19 protein-coding genes and 1 pseudogene are annotated in these 24,315 nt (G+C 34.7%); 9 read left to right on the plus strand and 11 right to left on the minus strand.

All coding sequences use genetic code 11. The features are described from left to right. Positions 1–182: 182 nt before the first annotated feature. From rplU to GOQ24_RS06940, 3 genes and pseudogenes are all read left to right on the plus strand, one after another. Positions 183–539, plus strand: a pseudogene (rplU, locus tag GOQ24_RS06930) (50S ribosomal protein L21); the annotation flags it as partial. 27 nt (positions 540–566) lie between these two features. Then, the gene (gene rpmA / locus GOQ24_RS06935) at positions 567–827 is read left to right on the plus strand and encodes a 50S ribosomal protein L27 (protein ID WP_155090937.1); all 261 of its coding nucleotides are present in this window, start codon (positions 567–569) and stop codon (positions 825–827) included. Positions 828–1,139: 312 nt separating this feature from the next. Beyond that, complete coding sequence (locus GOQ24_RS06940; RefSeq protein WP_160339376.1) at positions 1,140–2,144, plus strand: hypothetical protein; 1,005 nt, start codon at positions 1,140–1,142, stop codon at positions 2,142–2,144. An 84-nt stretch (positions 2,145–2,228) separates the two neighbouring features. On the opposite strand, the gene dgt is transcribed toward GOQ24_RS06940, so the two are convergent. The 7 genes from dgt to GOQ24_RS06975 all read right to left on the minus strand — a co-directional run bounded on the left by dgt (position 2,229) and on the right by GOQ24_RS06975 (position 12,657). Continuing rightward, positions 2,229–3,563, minus strand: a complete 1,335-nt coding sequence (dgt, locus tag GOQ24_RS06945; RefSeq protein WP_208103212.1) for a dGTP triphosphohydrolase — start codon at positions 3,561–3,563, stop codon at positions 2,229–2,231. 26 nt (positions 3,564–3,589) lie between these two features. Continuing rightward, entirely contained in the window at positions 3,590–4,294 is a 705-nt protein-coding gene (locus GOQ24_RS06950) for an AAA family ATPase (protein ID WP_160339378.1), read from the minus strand. 228 nt (positions 4,295–4,522) lie between these two features. Continuing rightward, on the minus strand, positions 4,523–4,750 hold the full coding sequence (locus tag GOQ24_RS06955) for a hypothetical protein (protein ID WP_155090941.1): 228 nt from the start codon (positions 4,748–4,750) through the stop codon (positions 4,523–4,525). 113 nt (positions 4,751–4,863) lie between these two features. Then, positions 4,864–7,257: a ribonucleoside-diphosphate reductase subunit alpha gene (locus GOQ24_RS06960; protein WP_155090942.1), complete on the minus strand. Its 2,394-nt coding sequence runs from the start codon at positions 7,255–7,257 to the stop codon at positions 4,864–4,866. Between the two features lie 18 nt (positions 7,258–7,275). Next, positions 7,276–8,253: a ribonucleotide-diphosphate reductase subunit beta gene (locus tag GOQ24_RS06965; RefSeq protein ID WP_155090943.1), complete on the minus strand. Its 978-nt coding sequence runs from the start codon at positions 8,251–8,253 to the stop codon at positions 7,276–7,278. A 354-nt stretch (positions 8,254–8,607) separates the two neighbouring features. After that, on the minus strand, positions 8,608–9,831 hold the full coding sequence (gene odhB / locus GOQ24_RS06970; RefSeq protein ID WP_155090944.1) for a 2-oxoglutarate dehydrogenase complex dihydrolipoyllysine-residue succinyltransferase: 1,224 nt from the start codon (positions 9,829–9,831) through the stop codon (positions 8,608–8,610). A 45-nt stretch (positions 9,832–9,876) separates the two neighbouring features. Continuing rightward, positions 9,877–12,657 carry a 2-oxoglutarate dehydrogenase E1 component gene (locus GOQ24_RS06975; RefSeq protein WP_160339379.1) on the minus strand — a complete coding sequence of 927 codons (2,781 nt, stop codon included), beginning with the start codon at positions 12,655–12,657 and terminating at the stop codon, positions 9,877–9,879. A 115-nt stretch (positions 12,658–12,772) separates the two neighbouring features. On the opposite strand from GOQ24_RS06975, the gene GOQ24_RS06980 reads away from it, so the two are divergent. Continuing rightward, positions 12,773–13,348 (plus strand): hypothetical protein, encoded by a 576-nt coding sequence (locus GOQ24_RS06980; protein WP_155090946.1) that lies wholly within the window; start codon positions 12,773–12,775, stop codon positions 13,346–13,348. A 70-nt stretch (positions 13,349–13,418) separates the two neighbouring features. Here GOQ24_RS06980 and GOQ24_RS06985 read toward each other — a convergent pair whose 3' ends face one another. From GOQ24_RS06985 to GOQ24_RS07000, 4 genes are all read right to left on the minus strand, one after another. Beyond that, a complete protein-coding gene (locus GOQ24_RS06985; RefSeq protein WP_160339380.1) occupies positions 13,419–13,769 on the minus strand; it encodes a hypothetical protein in 351 nt (116 codons plus the stop codon). Positions 13,770–13,808: 39 nt separating this feature from the next. Next, positions 13,809–14,786 (minus strand): polyprenyl synthetase family protein, encoded by a 978-nt coding sequence (locus GOQ24_RS06990; RefSeq protein ID WP_160339381.1) that lies wholly within the window; start codon positions 14,784–14,786, stop codon positions 13,809–13,811. Positions 14,787–15,016: 230 nt separating this feature from the next. Next, complete coding sequence (locus GOQ24_RS06995; protein WP_160339382.1) at positions 15,017–15,859, minus strand: hypothetical protein; 843 nt, start codon at positions 15,857–15,859, stop codon at positions 15,017–15,019. A 449-nt stretch (positions 15,860–16,308) separates the two neighbouring features. Further along, positions 16,309–16,509, minus strand: coding sequence for a hypothetical protein (locus GOQ24_RS07000; protein WP_160339383.1), 201 nt, complete (start codon positions 16,507–16,509; stop codon positions 16,309–16,311). A 369-nt stretch (positions 16,510–16,878) separates the two neighbouring features. On the opposite strand from GOQ24_RS07000, the gene GOQ24_RS07005 reads away from it, so the two are divergent. The 5 genes from GOQ24_RS07005 to GOQ24_RS16930 all read left to right on the plus strand — a co-directional run bounded on the left by GOQ24_RS07005 (position 16,879) and on the right by GOQ24_RS16930 (position 24,122). Further along, positions 16,879–17,478 (plus strand): TetR/AcrR family transcriptional regulator, encoded by a 600-nt coding sequence (locus GOQ24_RS07005; RefSeq protein WP_155090950.1) that lies wholly within the window; start codon positions 16,879–16,881, stop codon positions 17,476–17,478. 15 nt (positions 17,479–17,493) lie between these two features. Next, positions 17,494–18,816, plus strand: a complete 1,323-nt coding sequence (locus GOQ24_RS07010; RefSeq protein WP_155090951.1) for a TolC family protein — start codon at positions 17,494–17,496, stop codon at positions 18,814–18,816. A gap of 21 nt (positions 18,817–18,837) precedes the next feature. Next, on the plus strand, positions 18,838–19,899 hold the full coding sequence (locus GOQ24_RS07015; protein ID WP_160339384.1) for an efflux RND transporter periplasmic adaptor subunit: 1,062 nt from the start codon (positions 18,838–18,840) through the stop codon (positions 19,897–19,899). A gap of 22 nt (positions 19,900–19,921) precedes the next feature. Further along, positions 19,922–23,098, plus strand: coding sequence for an efflux RND transporter permease subunit (locus GOQ24_RS07020; RefSeq protein ID WP_160339385.1), 3,177 nt, complete (start codon positions 19,922–19,924; stop codon positions 23,096–23,098). Positions 23,099–23,225: 127 nt separating this feature from the next. After that, complete coding sequence (locus GOQ24_RS16930; RefSeq protein WP_160339386.1) at positions 23,226–24,122, plus strand: helix-turn-helix domain-containing protein; 897 nt, start codon at positions 23,226–23,228, stop codon at positions 24,120–24,122. Positions 24,123–24,315 lie beyond the last annotated feature (193 nt).

Genomic DNA, 24,315 nt, shown 5'->3' on the forward strand with positions numbered 1-24,315 from the left:
AGAGAGAGTGTTTTTTGGTGTGCAACTCAAAGATAATTTGAGATCCTTAATTTACTCTCTTTTTTTGTACCTTTTTTTTAAACGTTTAGGACGTTATTGGTAAATATCTATAAAATATACTTTTATAAATAAAAAATTAGATTTATATTTGCACCCTTAATAAACATCTTAATTTTATTGTTATGTACGCAATCGTAGAGATAGCAGGGCAACAATTCAAAGTGAGCAAAGACCAAAAAGTGTACGTTCACCGTTTAGCATCTGAAGAAGGAACAACTGTTACTTTTGACAAAGTTCTTTTAATTGATGATAACAACAACATCACTTTAGGCGCCCCAGCTATAGAAGGTGCTTCTGTTGAAGCTAAAGTTTTACAACACCTTAAAGGTGACAAAGTAATCGTTTTCAAAAAGAAAAGAAGAAAAGGTTACAAAAAGAAAAACGGTCACAGACAAGCTTTAACTCAAATTGTAATTGAGGGAATCAATGCAAGTGGAGCTAAAAAGAAAGCAACAAAAAAAACAGCTGAAGCAGCTGAGTAATTAACAAACAAAATTTAAAACGTCATGGCACACAAAAAAGGTGTAGGTAGTTCTAAGAACGGTAGAGAATCAGAATCGAAACGTTTAGGCGTTAAGATTTACGGTGGTCAAGCAGCTATCGCTGGAAACATCATCGTTAGACAAAGAGGTTCTAAGCACAATGCTGGTGAAAACGTTTACATGGGTAAAGATCACACTTTACACGCGAAAATTGACGGTGTTGTTAAATTCCAAAAGAAAAAAGACAACAAGTCATACGTTTCAGTACTTCCATTTGAAGCTTAAGAATCAGAGATCTGTTTAACAGATAACAAAATAAAAAAAGGCACTTAATTAAGTGCCTTTTTTTTATGCCTTTCCTCACCAACTCAGCTCCATCAATTGAATGACTATTAAATATTTAAGGCTAAATCAATCCTTTCGACATTATTTCGACATTACCCAAACTAAGTCAAAGATTCTACTTTACATTATCCAGCCAGATCTACCATATTTATAGCTAACAAAATCACTTATTTAGAAATATTAAAAATAAGTTTGTGTATTAAATAATATTATTTATTTTTGGTCTAAATAATATTAAGCAATAATTATAAAATGAAACTTACCAAACTATTCTCTGGAGTCGCTATACTGGCGTTCCTATTTACAAGCTGTTCAAGTGATGACAATAATGAACCTATCAGACCTGACAACAAAGATCAAATTGCTTTAGGTAGCATTTTACCTATCGAGGGGACTTACGTTTTTCCACACACTCCAACAATGCCATTGCCTTTTAAATTTGAATCAAATAAGATAACTATCATATTTGAAGATAAATCAAATCAGACAACTGCAGAGGATGTTTACGACGTACTATCAGTATATAAAAACACAAGTAAAGACGAAATCATTAAAGCAGTGACTAAGTCAAAATCTACGCAAGAATACAAGACCTTCTTCTTTAAAGATCAAAAAGAAGAAAGTGTTCTGATACATATGGACTACAGTTTCCCAACACAAGATGAAGCAATCAAATCTGCATATCCAACGGAAACTAAAACAACCACTAAAACTATTACAGCAGATAATCCGCATGGTAATATGAAATTTGGTTGGTTAAAGTTAGAAAAAGAAGAAGATAAAGTTCAGAATATGGATAAACTAAAAGGAGTTTATGGTTCTGAAATTATCATGAAAGAAGGAAATCCAACCGCTCAATATGTTTTTAAAATAAATAGTGATGAAGACGCTTTCCTTTTCAGAGCTAATATGGGCAAAGGTTTTGGTGATTCTGCATCTTTTATTCTAAAAAAAGTAGCAACAGATGAAGCTAAAGGCCAATTGATATATGAAGTAACAGGCTCAACAGGTTATTACGAAGGAAGAACTGGACAGTATCTAACAATCTACGTTAAAGACATATCAGCAGATGGAGCAAAAGCAACTTTTGCCATTGCTACTAAAGACGGAAGTAATTCTGTAGCTGGTAGCAAAGGTGATGTCGTAGGTAAGACTATAGAAGAAGCTAAAGCTATCAAAGCTCCTGAAGCCAGTCAAGTTTGGGAAAATGATATGATGAACTACGCTCACAAGTGGATGCCTACAACAAGAGAATAATTACATTCTAAATAGATATTTTAAGCAATAAAAAAGGAGTTATAGTATGCATTATACTATAACTCCTTTTTTTATTCCAAAAGATTACTCAACTTTTAATGAATGATACAGTTCTAAAGCTTTTCCATCAGTCAACATCGAAACAAAATGGCATACACTCATTAATCGTTCATATAAACTATCAGTTTCTAAATGATACTTCTCAGGTAGTAACTTCAGCACTAAAGTATCGTAATGCGTTTCATCATGGTGGTAATGATTATTAACAGCTGTGGTAAAACTATCCAATAAGCTATGTATTACCTTATAGCCAATTATTTCCTTTTCAACAACTTCCTTACTTTGATAAACATTATTAACACTAATATTAATGATATCTTTCATTTGAGCAATGTAGGCACATTTATCAGTTAAAGCGTGAGGAAACTCCCCTTTTAAGATACGCTCTTCATTTTCAATAAATACCCTTGTTACATCCTGAATCAAACTTCCAATAGCCAAAGCGCGTAAATAACTAACGCGATCTTCCTTAGAAGTTAACTGTGAATAAGTATCACGGTTAATGCTCCTCTCGACTATTTTAATCAAAAACTCTAAAGCGTGTTCTTCAGGAATCCAACCTAAATTAATTCCGTCTTCGAAGTCTATTATAGTGTAACAAATATCATCTGCAGCTTCCACTAAATAAGCCAGAGGGTGTCTATGATATCTCAATGACTTTTTATCTTTAGAGATAAGCCCTAACTCATCCACAACATCAATAAAAGCAGCTTTATCACCTTGAAAGAAGCCATATTTTTTATCCGATATATCAAGAGTCGGCTTCTTTGGCAAACTCTCCTTAGGATACTTCATAAAGGCCCCAAGAGTAGCATAAGATATACGCAATCCTCCAACAACACCAGGTCGCGATTTAGTCAATACAGTAAAACCATTAGCATTTCCCTCGAAATCCACAAAATCTTGCCATTCTAAAGCTGACAAATGCTTTTTGAACTGCTGTCCTTTACCATTAACAAAAAAGTCGCCAATAGCCTTTTCGCCTGAATGACCAAAAGGTGGATTACCTATATCGTGTGCTAAAGCCGCTGCTGCAACTATAGCTCCGAAATCATTTACTGTGTAACCATACTCTTGAGCCAAATAAGAATACTTGCTCAATAGCTTTTCTCCAACATTTCGACCTAATGAACGCCCAACGACAGATACCTCAAGGCTATGGGTCAAGCGCGTATGTACGAAGTCAGTTTTTGAAAGAGGAATTACTTGAGTCTTATCCTGTAAACTGCGAAATGCAGAAGAAAAAATAATGCGATCGTAATCAACCTCAAAGCCAATACGAGTTTCACTCTCATCTAAGCGGTGTCTAACAAATGTATCTCCGTGCTTTTTTAGAGATAACAGTTTTTCCCATTTCATCATATGCAATGATTAAAATTATATTTCTATAGCTCTAAAGCTAATTGACTATTAATAATATTGTCTTTTACAGTTCTAAAGATATGGTTCTTCGCTTCTGCATAAGAAATGTCATAGATTCTTTCAATTTTAGTGTATTCCTCAGGATAAACAGCCAACATCTTATCGTAATAAGCATCTAATGCATCCTTGTTAGGAGAGGTATATTCCAATTGAAGCTCAAATCGACGTCTTAAAGCCTCATCTATCATGTGTATTTGATTTGTTGCAGCCATAAGAATAGACTTAGCAGGAAGGTTGTCTATTAATTGTAAAATAGCATTAACCACGCGTTTCATCTCGCTGTTATCTTTGTTGTCGTAATCTCTAATCTGACCGAGAGAATCAAACTCATCAAAGAAAAGTACCGAACTTTCATATTGTACTTCTTTAAACAAGCTCTCTATATTCTTTGCCGTTTCACCAAGTTTAGAAGAAACAATAGTCGCTAAATTAACAATAATAAGTTTCTTATCTAAATGTTTAGCAATAGCTTTTGCAGTCATGGTCTTACCGCACCCCGTCTTTCCGTATAATAATATTTTATTACTCACAGGTAGATTATACTTCATAAGTATTTCTCGGTATTTATACTCTTTCAAAAACTGCTCTAACTCAATCTTCACGTTATCATTGAACATGACGTCATCCAAAGAAATTTTGCTGCGATCTAAATAATATAAAGAACTCATATACTAAAAAAATTGTGTGTTGTTAATGAACAAATATACCCTTAATAATAATCAGATTCCCCAACCAGAATATAAAAAAAGTAAACTATTCCAACAAATTTATAACACAATGACACTATACAAAGAAGAATCAAATCACTACAAAAAGATCACATTAACATATAGAAAAAAAAGAGGGTACAGTTTACACTGTACCCTCGTAATTATATTGCGTCTTGATACGCTTTCTTATTTCTCATCACCTACAAGAAAAAACTTCATTGATTTCATAGGGTAAGCTGTTCTACTTTTACCACTTGGGTTAGCAATTACAGTCTTGATACTTACTAAATCTCCTATTTTAAAGCTAGCCTCTGTATACTGATAATCTAACAAATATGGCCCACAAAAATAATTTCCTTCTGAATCTTTCTCAATAACACCTTGGTAAATACCTTTTTTAGTTTCTTTAGACATAATAAAATCAATTAAAGCAACAAAGGTACAATACTTATCAAGACATTAGTATATTCCCTTAAAACTATTTACTGTCCTATCAGATCACCTCAAATAGTCGAAACTATGATCAACTACGAACCACACATTTCACAATCATCTTCATTGTTCGAAGCCATTCTTGCTTTGTGAATCATTTCTTGATACTCCTCAATGGAAATTTGTTCCACATCTTGAGCTGTATTTGGAGTTGTTTTCTTCTCGTTATTCAAAGTAAACTTAATTGCATCTACCGCAGACTTGGTACGCAAGTAATACATACCAGTCTTTAACCCGGCTTTCCAAGCGTAAAAATGCATAGAAGTCAACTTCGCGTAATTAGCTCCTTCCATAAATAGGTTCAATGATTGGGATTGATCAATGAAATACCCTCTATCTCTTGACATATCGATAATGTCCTTCATACTCATTTCCCATACAGTTTTATAAAGGTCCCTAATGTCTTTTGGAATAAACTCTATATGCTGAATTGATCCATTAGCACGCATTATTTCTTGTTTCAAATCTTCATTCCACAAACCAAGGTCTACAAGGTCTTTTAATAAATGTTTATTCACAACAATAAACTCCCCTGACAAAACACGTCTTGTGTAGATATTAGAAGTATAAGGTTCAAATGCTTCATTATTCCCCAATATCTGAGAAGTAGAAGCGGTAGGCATTGGCGCTAATAACAAAGAGTTTCTAACTCCATGTTCCATGACTTGCTTTCTCAAACTTGACCAATCCCATCTTCCACTCAATTGACTATCATCTATACCCCATAAATTAAACTGAAACTCACCTTGTGATATAGGCGATCCTTCAAATGTAGAATAGGCACCTTCTTCTTTTGCCAATTCCATAGATGCAGTAACAGCTGCAAAGTAAATAGTTTCAAAGATCTCTTGATTCAATTGCTTCGCTTCCTGACAAGTAAAAGGAAGTCGCAATAAAATAAAGGCATCTGCAAGCCCCTGAACACCAAGACCTACAGGTCTATGTCGCATATTCGAGTTTCTCGCTTCTTCAACTGGGTAGTAATTGCGATCAATTACTCTATTTAGATTTCGAGTAATTCGCTTCGTTACATCAAATAAGAATTGGTGGTTAAACTGTCCCTTTTCAACAAACATTGGCAAAGCAATAGATGCTAAATTACATACAGCCACTTCATCAGGAGAAGTATACTCCATGATCTCAGTACACAAATTAGATGATCTAATTACCCCTAAATTCTTTTGGTTTGATTTTTTATTTGCCGCGTCTTTATACAAGATATACGGAGTTCCTGTTTCTATTTGTGCTTCAAGAATAGCTTCCCATAATTCGCGCGCTTTGATTCGACGACGACCTTTACCCTGATTCTCGTACTTAGTATACAACTCATCAAACTCATCGCCATATACATCGTAAAGTCCAGGACATTCATTAGGACACATCAGAGTCCAATGCCCATCTGTCTCAACGCGCTTCATAAATAAGTCATTCATCCACAAAGCCAAAAATAAATCACGAGCACGCATTTCTTCTTTACCGTGATTTTTTCTCAATTCGATAAAATCAAAAACATCAGCATGCCATGGTTCTATATAAATAGCAAAACTACCTTTTCGCTTACCTCCTCCTTGATCTACATATCTTGCAGTATCGTTAAATACTCTTAGCATTGGTACAATTCCATTAGATGTACCATTAGTACCGCGTATATAAGATCCAGTTGCTCTAATATTGTGAATTGACAATCCTATACCACCAGCAGATTGAGAAATCTTAGCAGTTTGTTTTAATGTATCATAAATCCCTTCAATGCTGTCATCCTTCATAGTCAACAAAAAACAAGAAGACATTTGTGGCTTAGGAGTTCCTGAATTAAAAAGCGTTGGAGTAGCATGCGTAAAAAACTTCTTCGACATCAATTCATAAGTTTCTATTGCCGCATCTAAGTCATTCAAGTGAATACCTACAGCAACACGCATAAGCATATGTTGTGGACGTTCCACTATCTTGCCATCTAATTTTAATAAATAAGAGCGCTCAAGTGTTTTGAATCCAAAATAATCGTAATTAAAATCTCTTTGGTAAATAATAGCTGAATCCAATCTATCAGCATTCGCTTTGATCACTGCATATACATCATCAGCAATTAAAGGAGCCTCTAAATTAGTTCTCGGGTTCACATAGGTGTACAAATCATCTACAACTTCAGAAAACACCTTCTTAGTGTTTTTATGCAGATTTGAAACTGCGATTCTTGCTGCTAACAAAGCATAATCAGGATGCGAAACGGTCATAGATGCAGCTGTCTCAGCAGCCAGATTATCTAATTCTGATGTATTTACACCTTCGTACAACCCCTCTATCACGCGCATAGCGACCTTAACAGGGTCGACTAATTCACTTAACTCATAGCACAAGATTCTAATTCTGTCAGTAATCTTGTCAAAACTAACAGGCTCTTTTCTGCCATCTCTTTTTATAACGTACATAAACTTCTTACTTACTAATTAAAAATCTGCATCAAAACTAATTGTATTTCCACCTTCTTCTTTCGAAATAACACCTGCTTTTTGATATTCCGAAACCCTCTTTTCAAAGAAGTTTGTTTTGCCTTGTAGAGAAATCATATCCATGAAATCAAAGGGATTGCTTACATTGTACTCTTTTGAACAACCAAGCTCTACAAGTAACCTATCAGTAACGAACTCAAGATACTGTGTCATTAAAACAGCATTCATACCAATTAAACTAACTGGTAAAGATTCCGTAATAAACTCTCTTTCTATATTAAGAGCGTCAACTAAAATCTCTCTAATTCTCTCCTTAGGTACTTTATTAATTAGATGATGATTATGTAAATGCACAGCGAAATCACAATGAACTCCCTCATCTCTCGAAATTAGTTCATTCGAAAACGTTAGTCCAGGCATTAACCCGCGTTTCTTCAACCAGAAGATTGAGCAAAAAGCTCCAGAAAAGAATATCCCTTCAACTGCTGCAAAAGCAATTAAACGCTCTGCAAAAGAATCAGATTCAATCCATTTTAAAGCCCATTCGGCTTTTTTCATAATTGCAGGAAAAACTTCAATAGCTCTAAAAAGCTTATCTTTTTCTTCCTCATTTTTTACATAAGTATCAATTAACAAAGAATAAGTTTCACTGTGAATATTCTCCATCATAATCTGAAAGCCGTAAAAAAACTTAGCTTCCGGATACTGCACTTCATTGACAAAATTTTCTGCTAAGTTCTCATTAACAATACCATCAGAGGCAGCAAAGAAAGCAAGAATGTGCTTTATAAAATAGCGTTCATCTTCATTTAACTTATTATTCCAATCTGCCAAATCTTGCTGAAGGTCAATCTCCTCCGCAGTCCAAAAACTGGCTTCCATTTTCTTATACCAGTCCCAAATGTCATGGTGTTTTATTGGAAAAATAACAAATCTATTCTTATTTTCTGTTAAAATTGGTTCTTGAATTGCCATAGTAAATTGATTAATTTATTTGTTTATTAAACTAAAAAGAGAATGCCATATCTACAAAGATTAGAATTTTTAACTCTAATAGAAAGAGAAATTCCCCCCAACTTATTCACAAATCAAAGAAGTTATTAACAAACACTAAGAATCAACAACTTACATAAAACACTAATTTACAAAGAGATATACGGTATATAAAACTATAAAACCAGTGTTAAAAGACACAGAGCTACCATACTAAGCTCGTGTCAGTCCCAGCCATTAACTGAAGTCAATACTACATCGCGCAACTCAATTTAGTCCATAAAAAAAGCGACAATCGTTAACCGATTGTCGCTCTATATAATTACCTATAAGATACTATAATTCTAAAGCTTTCTTAGGATTGTTATCCATTAACAATTCAACAGGATTTTCTAAAGCCTCTTTAATTGCAACTAAGAAACCAACAGACTCACGTCCATCAATAATTCTATGGTCATAAGAAAGAGCCACAAACATCATTGGGTGAATCTCAACTCTACCTTCAACAGCGATTGGACGCTCAATAATATTGTGCATTCCTAAAATAGCCGATTGAGGAGGGTTAATAATTGGAGTTGATAACATTGATCCGAATACACCACCATTAGTAATAGTGAATGTTCCTCCTGTCATCTCATCCACTGTGATTTGTCCATCACGAGCTCTTAAAGCTAAACGCTTAATTTCAGATTCAATTCCGCGGAAAGACAATAATTCAGCATTTCTAACTACTGGTACCATTAATCCTTTTGGTCCTGATACAGCAATTGAAATATCAGCAAAATCAAATTTAATTTGATCTTGACCATCAATCATAGAATTTACATCAGGATACATTTCTAAAGCACGTGTAACAGCTTTTGTAAAGAACGACATAAAACCAAGACCTACACCGTGTTTAGCTTTGAAAGCGTCTTTGTACTCGCTTCTTAACTTGTTCACGTTAGTCAAGTTAACCTCGTTGAATGTAGTTAACATAGCAGTCGTATTCTTAGCCTCTACTAAACGCTCAGCAACTTTACGACGCAACATAGACATTTTCTTACGCTCTTCACCTCTTGGTCCACCTGTAGGAGTACCCATAGAAGCTTTTGCGTTTAAAGCGTCCTCTTTTGTTATTCTACCATCTTTACCAGTACCTGATACAGTTGTAGGGTTGATGTTTTTTTCCTCTAAAATTTTCTTAGCCGCAGGAGAAGCACTTCCTGTTGCATAAGTAGCAGCTGCCGCTACTGGAGCTGGCTCTGCTTTTGGTGCCTCTGCTTTTGGAGCTTCAGCTACAGGTTTTGCCTCTGTAGAAGCGCCTCCTGCAGGTTTTGCAGCACTCATATCAATTAGACAAACTACTTGTCCTACAGCAACAGCTTCACCTTCTTCAGCTTTCAAAGTGATGATACCACTTTCTTCTGCAGGTAACTCTAAAGTTGCTTTATCTGAATCTACTTCAGCAATAGCTTGGTCCTTTTCAACGTAATCTCCATCTTTTACTAACCAAGTAGCGATCTCAACTTCTGTAATTGATTCACCTGGCGAAGGAACTTTCATTTCTAAGATGCTCATCTGTATGTTTTTTATTTAATATTGTTATGTAAAAATACTGTTTTATTATAAATTTTTATCAAAAACCTTTGCTATGGCATAAGCATATCGTTTTTTAGAACGAACAGAGCTTCCAGATGCTGGAGCACTATATGCTTTAGTACCTGCGTAACGTAAAGGTTTTTCGTGGAAATGCATTAACATATGACTGTATGCTCCCATGTTCTTAGGCTCCTCTTGTGCCCAAACATAATCCTCTACATTAGTATACTTAGCAAGAATCTCTTTGATTTGCTCAATTGGCAATGGGAACAATTGTTCGATACGAACAAATGCAATATCATCTCTACCTAATTCTTCGCGTTTTGCTACTAAATCATAGTAGAATTTACCACTACAAAATACCAATGATTTAACTTTAGAAACATCAGCTTTTGGATCATCAATAACATATTGGAATTTACCTTCAGTAAAATCTTTGATTGACGATACAGCCTCTGGATGTCTTAATAAACTCTTTGGCGACATGACAATTAATGGTTTTCTAAAATTAGTAACCATTTGTCTTCTCATTAAGTGGAAAAAGTTTGCTGGAGTAGTAACGTTAGCTACAAACATATTATCCTCAGCACACAACTGTAAATAACGTTCTAAACGAGCTGATGAGTGTTCTGCACCTTGGTTCTCATAACCATGCGGCAACAACATAACCAAACCATTCTGATTAGTCCATTTATCTTCTGCAGCAGATATATATTGATCCATCATAATTTGACCTCCATTCGAAAAGTCTCCAAATTGAGCTTCCCAAATAGTCAAAGTATTAGGATTAGTCAAAGCATAACCATATTCGAATCCAAGAACAGCATATTCAGACAACAATGAGTTAAAGATTCTCATTTCTCCTTTTTGCTCTTTCAAGTGATTCAACAAAATGATAGATTCCTCTGTATCTTCTGTTTTAACAACTGCGTGACGGTGTGAGAAAGTTCCTCTCTCAACGTCTTGTCCAGACATACGCACATCATAACCTTGAGTCAATAAAGAACCATAAGCTAATAGTTCACCCATAGCCCAATCTAATTGATCCTTCTCAAAGAACATCGCCTTTCTATCTCCGATAAGACGCTTCACTTTGTTGATAAACTTCTTATCCTCAGGCAATTCAGTGATAACTTCTGCAATCTGAGTTAAAACTTCCTTAGAAACCTTCGTATCGTAATCTGCCAACATCTTATCAACTTCAGCAATCTCAAAACCTTTCCAGTTTTCGTGCATGAAAGTTCTGATCTTAGCATACTCATCTTTACGTGAAGTTTCTAAATCAACCTCAAGAGCATCTTTATATTGTTGCTCTAAAGACTTAACGAAAGTTTCATCAACAATCTTATCTTCTAATAATCTTGCGTTATAAATATTTCTTGCATTTGGGTGCTTAGAAATTAATTTATATAAAATAGGCTGTGTAAACTTAGGCTCATCACCTTCGTTATGTCCATATTTTCTATAACCAACTAAATCAATGAACACGTCAGTTCCAAAAGTCATACGATAATCTAAAGCAAATAAGAAAGCTCTTACTGCAGCTTCAGTATCATCAGCATTTACGTGGAGAACTGGACTTGCAGTTACTTTAGCAATATCTGTAGAATAAGTTGACGAACGACCATCTGTATAATTTGTTGTAAAACCAACTTGGTTATTCAAAACTACGTGAATTGTACCTTCTGTTTTATAACCTCTAAGTTTGGCCATTTGTACAATTTCGTAAACAATACCTTGTCCAGAAATAGCAGCATCACCGTGAAGTGCGATAGGTAATACTTTCGAAGGACTATCAGTGTAAACAGTATCTTGTTTTGCTCTTGCAATACCCTCGATAACAGCTCCAACAGTTTCTAAGTGTGAAGGGTTAGGAGTTAAGTTTATCAACAAGTCTTTTCCAGATCTTGTTTTTCTCGCAGAGCTAAGACCTAAGTGATACTTAACGTCTCCGTCAAAACCTTCAACAGTATCGTAATCTTTACCGTCAAACTCAGAGAAAATTTCTTGAGCAGGTTTCTTAAAAACGTTAGCTAACACATTCAGACGTCCTCTGTGAGCCATCCCTACAACAACTTCTTCTACTCCTCTATTTGCAGCAGAGTCAAGTAAGAAATCCATTGCTGGTATCGCTGCCTCAAGTCCTTCTAAAGAGAAACGTTTTTGACCAACGTATTTAGTATTCAAGAAGTTCTCAAAAGAAACAGCTTCAATCAAATTGTGAAGTATCTCTTTTTTCTCTTCGCTATTAAATTTAGCTTCTGGTGCTTCATAGTGATTTTGAATCCAAGACACTATCTTTTCGTCAGTGATATACTTGTATTCAATACCTAAAGTTGAACAGTAAACTTTTTCTAATTGAGCAATAATCTGCCCCAATGTCGAAGTTGGAAGTTGTATTGTTTTAGCAGCCTCAAAACTAATATTCAAATCTGCTTGAGAAAGACCAAACTTCTCTAAACTTAAATCTGGATGCTCTACTTTTCTGTCTCTTAATGGGTTTGTCTTAGTCATTAAGTGCCCATAAGTTCTGTAAGCGTCAATTAAACGCAATACAGCAAACTCTTTTTGAAGTTGCTCTATTTGTCCAGAGTTGCCCACATTAGCAGTATTACTTGTCGCTGTCGAAGTATACGCTTGTGACAATTGTTCTACTGGCCCGTCACTATACTCGTTTGCAAAGTCAAATCCTTGAAAGAAAGCTCTCCAACTTGGCTCAATACCATCTGGGTTTTCTAAATATTGATCATACAACTCTGCAAAAAATGCAGTGTGAGCCGCATTTAAAAAGGAATATCTATCCATAATTTCGTCTAAAGACCTTTTGTTTAAATATTATAAATACAAAAATACAACTCTTTATGACAATTGTATAAACTTTTACTTATTTTTATACTATTATATAGTAACTAGTACCAATATGAAAAGATTTAACATCAGAATATTGTCGTTTTTTTTGACGATATCATTTTTTTTAACTTGCAGTTTTTCCATTCTTGCACAAGAAAAGAGAAATGATACGAAAAATTATGATTTTACTAAAAATTGGAAATTCGGTGGAGGTCTTGGTTTAGGCTTCGGAAGCGGATATACAGACATCATGATTGCACCAAGTGCAATCTATCAATTCACACCTTATGTAAGTGCAGGTATTGGATTGCAAGGTAGTTACATTAAAAGTAAAGATAGAGGATACTACTACAATGCCATTAAAGAATACGACTCTTGGATATATGGTGGTAGTTTAATTGTATTGTCTAACCCTATACCTCAACTACAACTTTCTGCAGAATTAGAGCAGTTAAGAGTTAACAATTCATATACATATAAAGATTTAACGAAGCGCGATGACAACTTTTGGAACACTGCTCTTTTCCTTGGTATTGGTTATGTCAATGGCCCAGTCACAATAGGAATTAGATATAATGTCTTATACAGAGAGAAAGACATGGTTTACGGAAGTGGATTTATGCCTTTTGTGAGAATGTATTTTTAATAGAAAAGCCTATCGAGAAAAAGTTTAATCTCCATAGGCTTATTTTTTATTTACTTTAGCTAAAGCTCAACTATTCTTGAAAGCTTTTTCGAATATAGACTTTTTGAAACTCTCTCTTAATAATAAGATAAGCGACGCGTTCAATGTATTCGTCAATGTCCACGTTTTTAATTGCTTTAATATCTCTTTCAGAAACGTCTATTCGATATAATAGACTCGAAAATCGAGAAACATTCGTCGAATGAATGATGCGATGTAATTGCCCGATAACTTGACTAACTAACTCGGACGGTGTCTCTACAGAAAAAACAATATCAGTGTCCACAGTTGTTTGGAAGTCTTTCTGAATTTGCAATACTAAATCTTTTAAAAAACTCTGTTGAACTAAATGTTCGTCAAGATACTTTACTGAATCCCACATTTCTATATATTAAAAATAGCAGTCTTTGCGCCTCTGACTTTAAACTCTTCTATTCATTAACTCATTGCTAAACACTCGTAACTGTTCTTTTTTACTTTCTGGAATATCCATTTGCTCTAACAATTGTAGTGCAACTTCAGTGTATTCTTCAATTAGCTTTTGTGAATCAGCAGCAGAATTAGTCTCTACAAAAAGTTCCTTTACTCGATTGATTTTAGCTTGCTTATCACTGCAGTTAGTAGTTGAGAAGAATGACATCAACTCCTTCTGTTGTTCAGCATTTCCGTTGATCAAAGCTTTTAAATAAAGGTATGTTTTCTTATTTTCTAAGATATCTCCCCCTATCGTTTTACCAAAGGTAGCTTCATCACCAAAAGCATCTAAATAATCATCTTGTAATTGAAATGCTATTCCGAGGTTCAAACCAAAGTCGTAAATTTTATTAGCATTCTCCTCCGAAGTTTCCGCAACAATCGCTCCCATCTTTAAAGCAGCCCCTACTAATACAGCTGTCTTAAATTTGATCATTTGTATGTACTCCGGAATGGCAACATCGTTTCTATTCTCAAAACAAATATCCCATTGTTGTCCTTCACATACTTCAATAGCTGTTTTGCTAAACAACTTGGCTAAATCGCGAAAAATCACCGGTTCGTAATTCTCAAAGTACTGATAAGCAAGGATCAACATTGCATCACCTGATAAAATAGCTGTATTGACATTCCACTTCTCGTGCACTGTTTGATGTCCTCTTCTCAAAGAAGCATCATCCATAATATCGTCATGCATCAACGAAAAGTTGTGAAAAAGCTCAATCGCTGTTGCTGCGTGAATAGCCTTTTTGGGATCAATACCAAAAACATCAGCAGCCATAAGAGTTAGAACTGGGCGAATCTGCTTTCCACCTAATGATAATATATATGAAATAGGTTCGTATAATTCTTTTGGAGTACCTGACAATGAAATTGAATCAATAAACTCTGAAATTTGCTCTTTGTACTTTACTATTGATTGCATTTTTTTAAATTTTTCGTAAAAATACGTGTTTTTTTTAAAGTTGATCAAATCCCTTACCCTTTTTAAAAACATCATTCACACAGCAGATTTTCAATTAAGTATTTGCAAATAGCAAAAAATACATAATTGCTAACTCTACTGACATTTATTTACCTACTTACCACCTATTGCAGTAAAAAAAACAGAAAAAGCAAATTCAATCTTAAGCAACAAATGACAGCAATACTTTATCAATTCAAAACCTTTGTGAAGGTTAACTGTTCTTCTTTTTTATTAAATACAATAGTCTTAATCATCACACCTGCGATTGGTTCGCTAAAAACGAGATTATCTATCCTTCTTTGTTCAAGTATATGCCCTGTTTCATTCATTACTTCTTCTCTGATAGACATTGTATTAATTGATACATTAGAAACAATATGCCCGTCTTCGGCAACACCTTCTACCTCAATCTCGAAATTCGCTGAATAAGGATAATTAATAACAGCCGTCTTATCGTCAATTGCCACTAAGCGAATATCCCCAACTTCAGTATTTACCTTCGTTCTATCTTCAACTAAAATATAGGTTTTATAATCTTTCAGCTTAAAGCGAAAAGAAAGTGATACTGAACTCAAAAGCCTTCTATCCATCACTCCAAAGACAAAATAACCCTTTTTCTGTTTATGGAACACCTCTTTTTCTATTCCCCGCAAAGGCAATCTTCCCAAGTCTTCTACTCTTACAACATTATACTTATCACGCAACGAATTTACAGTAATCACCTTGCTATTACTATCCAGTGTTGTACCATCAATAAACGCAACACTATTTATCAAAAATTGAGGATCAAAAATTTCCGTTTGACTCAAGGATTCATCGAGGCTAACTAAACTAAACTGCCCAGTAAAATCACACTCGACCGCCATCGTGGTACACTCATTCAGAACATCACTAATACGATCACTCAAGTTATCAACTGAAGACATACTTTCAACAACAGCATCGTTGAGCTCTTTATAAATGGCTTTTTGTCCAAAACAACTTACTCCAATAAAAAAGAAAACAAAACCCTTAATAAACCTTTTTGCCATAGCATTTATCGAATTAACTCCGTTTACAATTCTACACTAAGCGATATCAAACAACTTTCAACTCCACATAGCACACAACATTTCTTCCTCTCATCAATACATCACCAACTAAATCCACTAATAAGAATCAAGTTATTGCAATCGCAAGAATCTTCCTTACAACTATCCTACCTATAATTCCAGATGTTAACAACCATACTCAACAAGGCTTAAAAAGCCAACAACGAATAACTAAAAAACAACTGAAATTATAATATATAAATATAATTATATTATTTTAACAATTAAGCATCACGCAAGACAATAGATTAAGATATTAATACTACCTATTTTAGTATTCATTACCCTACCGAGAAAACCTCCTTCACTCACAACAAATGACCTATTCAATACCCACTGGCTATTGGCTCTACACCACTTCATACGCTACTTGAAAATAAATGGTACAATCAAGTATACAGAAATTCTATTCTGAATGGTTTAGCCCTGACCTCTAAGTCATCCCCTACTAAAAAAGCCATCGCCCTACAATCGCTTAACAGACCAACCTCATCTCTACTTACTTTACTATCCACAAAAGCGAAGTATTTACTCCTATACCCTATAAGTATAACCGCAGTGCTTTCATCTTGATCGTAGTTTGATCCCATAGTGGTCGCATAATTTTGCCTATAAAGTATGCGACCACTATGCGACCACTATGCGATCACTATGCGACCACAAGCCGACCACCCCCTAAAATCTCAAAGCGAAAACATTGGTTTCTAAGCCATTATAACTATTCATTTACTACACATAAACATTCCATTTACAATCCACCTAAAGCACTCTCTACCTTACCCTCGAAAACTTTATAAACAAAAAAGTTTCCTGCAAAAAAATCACACATCCCTTTAAAAACAAAGGATTACAAAAAACAAGAAACGAACAAACAAGTTAAAGTTTCCTTAAATAGACAGGAAACTTTTTTTACACAAAAGTTTCCTACTTATCTTTGACTACTCAAAAAATTAAAAGTAATGGAACAACAAATATTAGAAAAAGCAACACAAATGTTTTTGACACAAGGATTCAAAACTGTGACAATGGATGATATAGCAACTGAATTGGGAATATCAAAAAAAACGATCTATCAACACTATTCATCCAAACCTGAACTAATAGAAAAAAGCCTAACGAACATTAACCACAAGTTTCTGCAACAACTTGAGTCAACACTAAAATTGGATCAAGAGGCTATACCTGAAATTGTAGCCGCACACAAAGACATCAATGATATTTTTTTAGTTGATTCATCAGGTTGTTTTTATCAATTAACGAAGTACTATCCAAAACTTGCACAGAAGCAGAAAGTCTTCCACGAAAAGAAATACGTTAAATTGATAGAGAAAAACTTAGAAAAAGGTATCAAAGAAGGAGTTTACCGCTCAGACATTGACATTGATTTTGTAGCAAGATTTCACATTGCTTCTTTAGTGGCAATCGAAGACTTAGACTATTTTCCAGAATCCGAATACACCCATTCAGAAGTACATGCACTGCACTTAGAATACCACATAAAAAGTATTGCTACTGAAAAAGGGCTAAAAATATTCAACAAACTATTTAAAGAACTCTAATATCACACCAATAATATGTATAGATACATACTTACTCTACTCCTATCGAGCTTAACTATTCCTCTTTGTGCACAGACAAAAGAGTTAAGTTTAAAAAATGCTATACAATACGCCTTAGAACATAAAGCAGAGTCAAAGATAGCTTCACTGGAAATTGAAAACAGTCAATACCAAATCGAAGAAGTTAGAGCGAATGCACTACCACACCTCAATGTAGAGGCCAATGTAGCAAATAACCCTTTAATACAAGAAATGCCATTGTCCTTAGGTGGTCAAACACAAATGATTCCCTTTAATTTAAAATGGAATTCACAAGCATCGGCCACTGTGACACAAGTCTTGTTTAACCAAGCAGTATTCATGGGATTAAAAGCGGCTCGTACAGCAAAGGAATTTTACATTATCAATAGAGAGTTATCTGATGAAGATATAATCGAAAAAGTTGCAACAACTTATTATCAAGTATTTCAATCAAAAGAACTTCAATCTACATTAGAAACAACAATTGCAAGTACTACAAGAATTAAAGACATCATTGAAGATCTACATAAAAATGGCCTCGCAACTAAAATAGACTTAGATCGAACTAAAGTTGCTCTTAGCAACCTAAAATCACAAAGACAGCAAGTAGTCAATGCGATCGAACTACAACAAAACGCACTTAAGTTCTTTATGGGCATGGAATTGAGCTCACCTATTAGCTTAGCAGAGGATACTTTTCAGATTGATGAATCAGTCCTTCTTGTAGAACCAAATGTCGAAAAGAGAACTGAACTTCAACTATTAGAAAAGCAAAAAGACTTGCTTCATTATAAAAAGAAAGCAACAATAGCAGATTATTATCCGTCCTTAGCTGCATTTGGTACAATGAGTTATCAAGGTTTAGGGGACAAATTTGTTTGGGGTGGAAAGCCGACAGATGGGGTTTACTGGACAAGTAATGCAGTCATAGGAATAAGCCTAAAAATCCCAGTGTTTAATGGATTTGAGACACGCTCTAAAGTAAGACAAGTAGAGGTTGAACTGAAAAAAATAGACGTTCAATTAGAAGATACAAGACAAGCGTTAGATCTCTCTTTTAAGAATGCGCAAAAATCAATGGAAAATGCTTTGATAACCATTAATATTCAAAAAGACAATGTCTCTTTAGCCAAAAGTATATTAGACAATATCCAAAATAATTACAAACAAGGATTAGCATCCCTTACTGACCTTCTAAATGCCGAAAATGCATTCACAGAAGCTGAGAACAATTATACAAATTCTCTATTAGAATATAAACTTGCAGAAGTACAGTTAATTAAAGCAAAAGGAGAATTAAAAAGTCTGATCGATTAAAAACTACAACGTAACATTCAAATGAAAAAAATAATAATATCCTTAGTCACTATCACCATCATTGGAGGTATTGTATATATATTGAACACAAATAAAACTAAAAACGATCAAGAGACAGCAATCGTTTCACAAAAGAGTGCTACTATATCCGTTCGAGCAGAAAAAGCACAGACAAAGAAGATTGATGCAAACTACAAGGCTAATGGAAACTTTGTCCCTGAACAGGAAGTCATGGTTTCGGCAGAAACTCCAGGTCGCATCATGAAAATATTAGTAGAAGAAGGAAGTAGAGTAAAAAAAGGTCAAACATTAGCGATAGTCAATGCTGATCAAATAAATATCCAATTGCAAAATGCTGAGTCTGCATATGCCACAGCAAAAGCAGATGCTGCGAGATTCGAAAGCGCATATACAACAGGAGGAGTGACACAGCAGCAATTAGATCAAATACGACTTGTATTAAAAAATGCAGAAGCTAACTTAAACTCTGCAAAAATAACAGCTAATGACGCTAATGTAAAGGCTCCCATAGATGGCATTATAAATAAGAAACACATTGAACAAGGTACTTTTGTAGGTCCAGGTGCTCCGCTATTTGAGTTGGTAAACGTAAACAAACTAAAATTGCGTGTAAATGTTGATGAGAGCCATGTAGCAAATCTAACGGAAGGCGATAATATCAAAGTCAAAGCAAGTGTATTGCCAAATGATACCTTTTATGGTAAAATTAGTTTCATTGCGCCTAAAGCGGATGCTGCCTTGAACTTCCCAGTTGACTTAATTATAGAAAACAATAAAAACGCCAAACTTAGAGCTGGTATGTATGGTTCTGCTTACTTTCAAGCAGACCAAGACACCAATACCCCTATTTTATTGGTACCGAGAAACGCTTTTGTAGGAAGTGTGAGTTCAAACCTAATCTACGTAGTACAAGACGAGAAAGCTGTAGGTAAAAAAGTTGTTTCGGGTAGAAACTTCGGAGACTTCGTTGAAGTATTAGAAGGAATACAAGAAGGTGATCTTGTGATAACGTCAGGTCAAATCAACTTAGTAGATAACAGTCCTGTATCAATCATTAATTAACATCCTAAAAAGAGGATAAAGTATGAAATTAGCAGAAATATCGATAAAACGCCCCAGCATAATAATAGTAATGTTTATTGCTTTATTATTAGGAGGTATATTCAGTTATAAGAACCTAAGTTATGAGTTAATTCCCAAATTCGAGGTTAATGTCATTACAGTTGCAACAGTTTACCCTGGTGCATCACCTTCTGAAATTGAAAATACAGTAACGAAAAAAATAGAAGATGCAGTAGCCTCATTAGAGAACGTAAAAAAAGTTGAGGCAATGTCTTTTGAGAGTTTATCCACGATAATGATCTACTTAAATGCTGAAGCCAATGTAGACTTATCTCTAAACGATGCGCAGCGAAAAATAAACGCAATCTTAAAAGATCTACCCAAAGATGTAGATCCGCCTTCACTACAGAAGTACTCTTTAAGTGATTTACCCATTATGGCATTAAGTGTAACGAGTAAATTAAACGAAAAAGAATTATACGATTTATTAGATAAAAAGATCCAACCTATCTTTTCACGTATCAATGGTGTAGCCAAAGTTGAACTAATAGGAGGAGAAGAAAGACAAATACAAGTACTTTTAGATCCCAAGAAGATTGAAGGTTATGGGTTAAGTGTACCTGCAGTACAACAGATGGTATTAGGGTCTAACCTTGACTTCCCTACTGGAAATGTCAAGTCCCAAGATAAACAAACGCTAATCCGCTTGGCTGGAAAATACAAAGATGTCCAAGAAATGCGAAACTTAGTGATAGCTTCACAAGGAGGAATAGATATTAGACTTCAAGACGTTGCGGATGTACAGGATGGTGTAAAAGAGATCGAAAAAATAGCTCGATTCAACCAACAGTCCACTATCCTAATGCAAATCATCAAGCAGTCGGACGCTAATGCAGTAACTATCAGTGAGCTAACAAGAGAGACAATCGATGAAGTTCAAAAGAACTATAGCGACCAGGATCTAAAATTTAAAGTCGCAAATGATACTTCCGAATTTACTTTAGAAGCAGCAGATGGAGTGATGTTTGATTTATTCCTTGCCATTGTTTTAGTAGCTTTTGTAATGCTATTCTTCTTGCACAGTTTACGAAATGCTGTCATAGTTATGATTGCTATTCCCCTTTCGTTAATTGCGACCTTCATCGGATTGTATTTATTCGGGTATTCCCTCAACCTACTGAGTTTATTAGCACTGTCCTTGGTAGTAGGAATATTAGTTGACGATGCAATTGTGGTAATTGAAAATATCCACCGCCATATGGAAATGGGTAAAAACAAAGTAAGAGCATCTTATGACGGAGCTAAGGAGATTGGATTTACGGTCACTGCCATAACACTTGTTATTGTAGTTGTATTCTTACCTATTGCCATGTCTTCAGGTCTTGTACCAAACATTATTAAGCAGTTCTGTGTAACAGTAATTATAGCGACAATGCTATCCTTATTGGTTTCGTTTACAATTGTTCCATGGCTATTCTCAAGATATGGTAAAATAGAAATCATCAAACCAACAACAATATTTGGTAAGGTAATTCACTATTTCGAGAAGGGATTAAACTCCTTTACACATGCGATATCAGATTTATTAGTTTGGTCGCTAAAATCATTCAAGAATACAATAATAGTGATGATTGTCGTAGGAATTTCTTTCTTTACAGCGATCGCCCTAATTCCAATGGGATATATTGGATTCGAATTTTTGCCAAAAACAGATAAAGGAGAATTCCTTGTACAGTTAGAATTAGACAAAGATGCTTCGGTACAACAAACAAATAAGGTTACACAAGAAGTAGAGGAATACTTGCGCACCAAGCCAGAGATAGTAGATATGATCACCACTGTAGGGCAATCGTCTGAAGGATACGGTGGTATTCAAGCGACAAAGTATAAATCCGAAATTCAAGTTATCCTTACAGATAAAAAACTCCGTAAAGAAAACTCATTTATATATGCTGCCAAGCTTAAAAACGAACTTGTACCCTTGGTTGTAAATGCAAAAGTGAAAACAGTACCTATTGGAATTATTGGTGCCGAAGAAGCTCCAATCTCCTTAACCGTAACTGGCCCAACGCTGAATGAAGCAATGGACTTTGCGATTCAAGCAAAAGAACTCTTGGAAACAGTACCTGGAGCTATGGAGGTAAAATTAACTGCTGAAACAGGTAGTCCTGAAATCAACGTACAAGTAGACAGAGATAAAATGGCAGCCTTAGGTATAGATATGTATACTGTTGGTATGACTATGCAAACGGCATTTAATGGAAATACAGACGGTAAGTTTAGAGCTGGAGAATACGAATATGACATAAATATCAGATTTCAAGACTATGCAAGAACAACAATTGATGACGTAAAGGAGATTTCATTTACAAATCAAATGGGTCAACATATTAAACTCAGCCAATTTGCAGACATTAATTATAGTTCGGGGCCGTCTGTGTTAGAGCGCAGGGATAAAACACCGTCTGTGACAATTAAATCACAAACGATCGGTCGTGATCCAGGACAAATTGCAGATGAATGGACGGCTCAATTTGACCAATTAGAGAAGAAAGCAGGAGTAAATTATCAATGGTCAGGTACAATGGAAGATCAACAAGAAGGTTTCGGAACATTGGGAATTGCCTTATTGGCAGCCATCATCTTAGTTTACTTGGTAATGGTCGCTTTATATGATAGCTTTTCTAAGCCCTTTATAGTAATCTTCTCTGTTCCATTATCTTTTATTGGCGCTTTATTAGCGATGGCTCTTACTAATATTTCATTGAATATATTTACCATATTGGGAATTATTATGTTGATTGGACTTGTATGTAAAAATGCGATTCTATTAGTAGACTTTGCAAACCAAAAGGTAAAAGCTGGTGACAGTGTACACGATGCCTTAATAGCAGCAAACCACGCGCGTTTAAGACCTATTTTAATGACGACAATTGCCATGGTTATAGGTATGATTCCAATTGCTATGGCAAAAGGAGCAGGTGCCGAAATGAACAACGGTTTAGCTGTAGTAATTATAGGAGGATTACTATCATCACTTTTATTAACACTTGTGATTGTACCCATAGTTTACTCCCTATTTGATAAGATTAGTAATTTCTTTGGTAAAAAAGAAATTGTTGACTACAACTCTTTAATGACAGAAGACTTTGAATTTAATGAAAACTTCGTTGATGAATTTGCTTCGAAAAACAAATAATCAGTTTACCTTGATGGTTAAAGTGAAGACATACCTAAAAAGTATGTCTTCACTTCTTTATTAATCTATGTTAACTACTATTCATTAGAGAACTCATAAATTTACCATCCATTAAACAAAAGTCACCGTGCCAAGATCTCATATACAAGTATACTCACATAAAGATATCATTAAACGCTACGAGAATGTTTTAACCGATAAACGTTTAGCTGTCTTAGACATTGGGCCAAAATACAAACAGTACTTTATTGTAAACAAACCATATCAATTCAATACATTTGGCCTTATTTTAGTTACCGCTGGTCAATGTGAAATTACCATTAATTTGGAGCCTCGTGTCATCAAAAAAGACGACCTATTAGTAGTTCTCTCCAATCAGTTTTTTGAAATTAAGGAATTTTCTAAAGAATTTGCGGTAAAAACAACCTTCATAGATTCAGATCTATTTTTAGAAGCAGGTTTTCACCTTAAAGCTGATACATTGGTCCAATTTCTCTCTTCTGAGTATCCTAAAGTTATCTCACTTGATCGAGCTTGCTTAAGAGAAGTTAACTACCACCTACACAAACTAAAGAAACTGGGGTACCTTAGTGATAACTTATTTGCAAAAAATCTTGTACTACATCACTTTTCAATACTGATGTATGAAATTGGAAATTTCTATGGCAAATCGATACTTGAAAGAAATAAACCAAAACCCATACGAAAAGAAGAAATAACAAAGCAATTCATCTACTTAGTCGCAACACATTTCAAAAAAGAACGCAGTGTACAATTTTATGCAGATCAATTGTATATCAGTAGAAAACACCTAACAAAGGTAATTGTAGAAGTTTTAAATAAAACGCCTAAACAATTCATATCTGATACCATTATTTTGGAAGCAAAAGTACTCTTAAGAAATCCCAAAACAACAATCACTGAAATCGTATCAGAGTTGAATTTTACAGATGTTGCGATGTTCAGTAAATTCTTTAAAACGCATACGAAGATAGCCCCTTCTAAATTCAAAAATTTATCATAATTTTATAGAAGCACTTGGTATAAAAACGTCTTTTTTACAAATTTAAACGTTTAATTATCTACTTAAAAAACAGAAAAAAGATAGACCTTTGAGGAGAAAAAGTCAACCCAAATTTGACTTCTTTTTATTGTTATTTGAAATAAAGATGCTATAAAAATGAACAACAATATTACTCACAAACACACATATGCTT

Source organism: Myroides sp. LoEW2-1, from assembly GCF_009767705.1.
GTDB classification, from domain to species: domain Bacteria; phylum Bacteroidota; class Bacteroidia; order Flavobacteriales; family Flavobacteriaceae; genus Flavobacterium; species Flavobacterium album_A.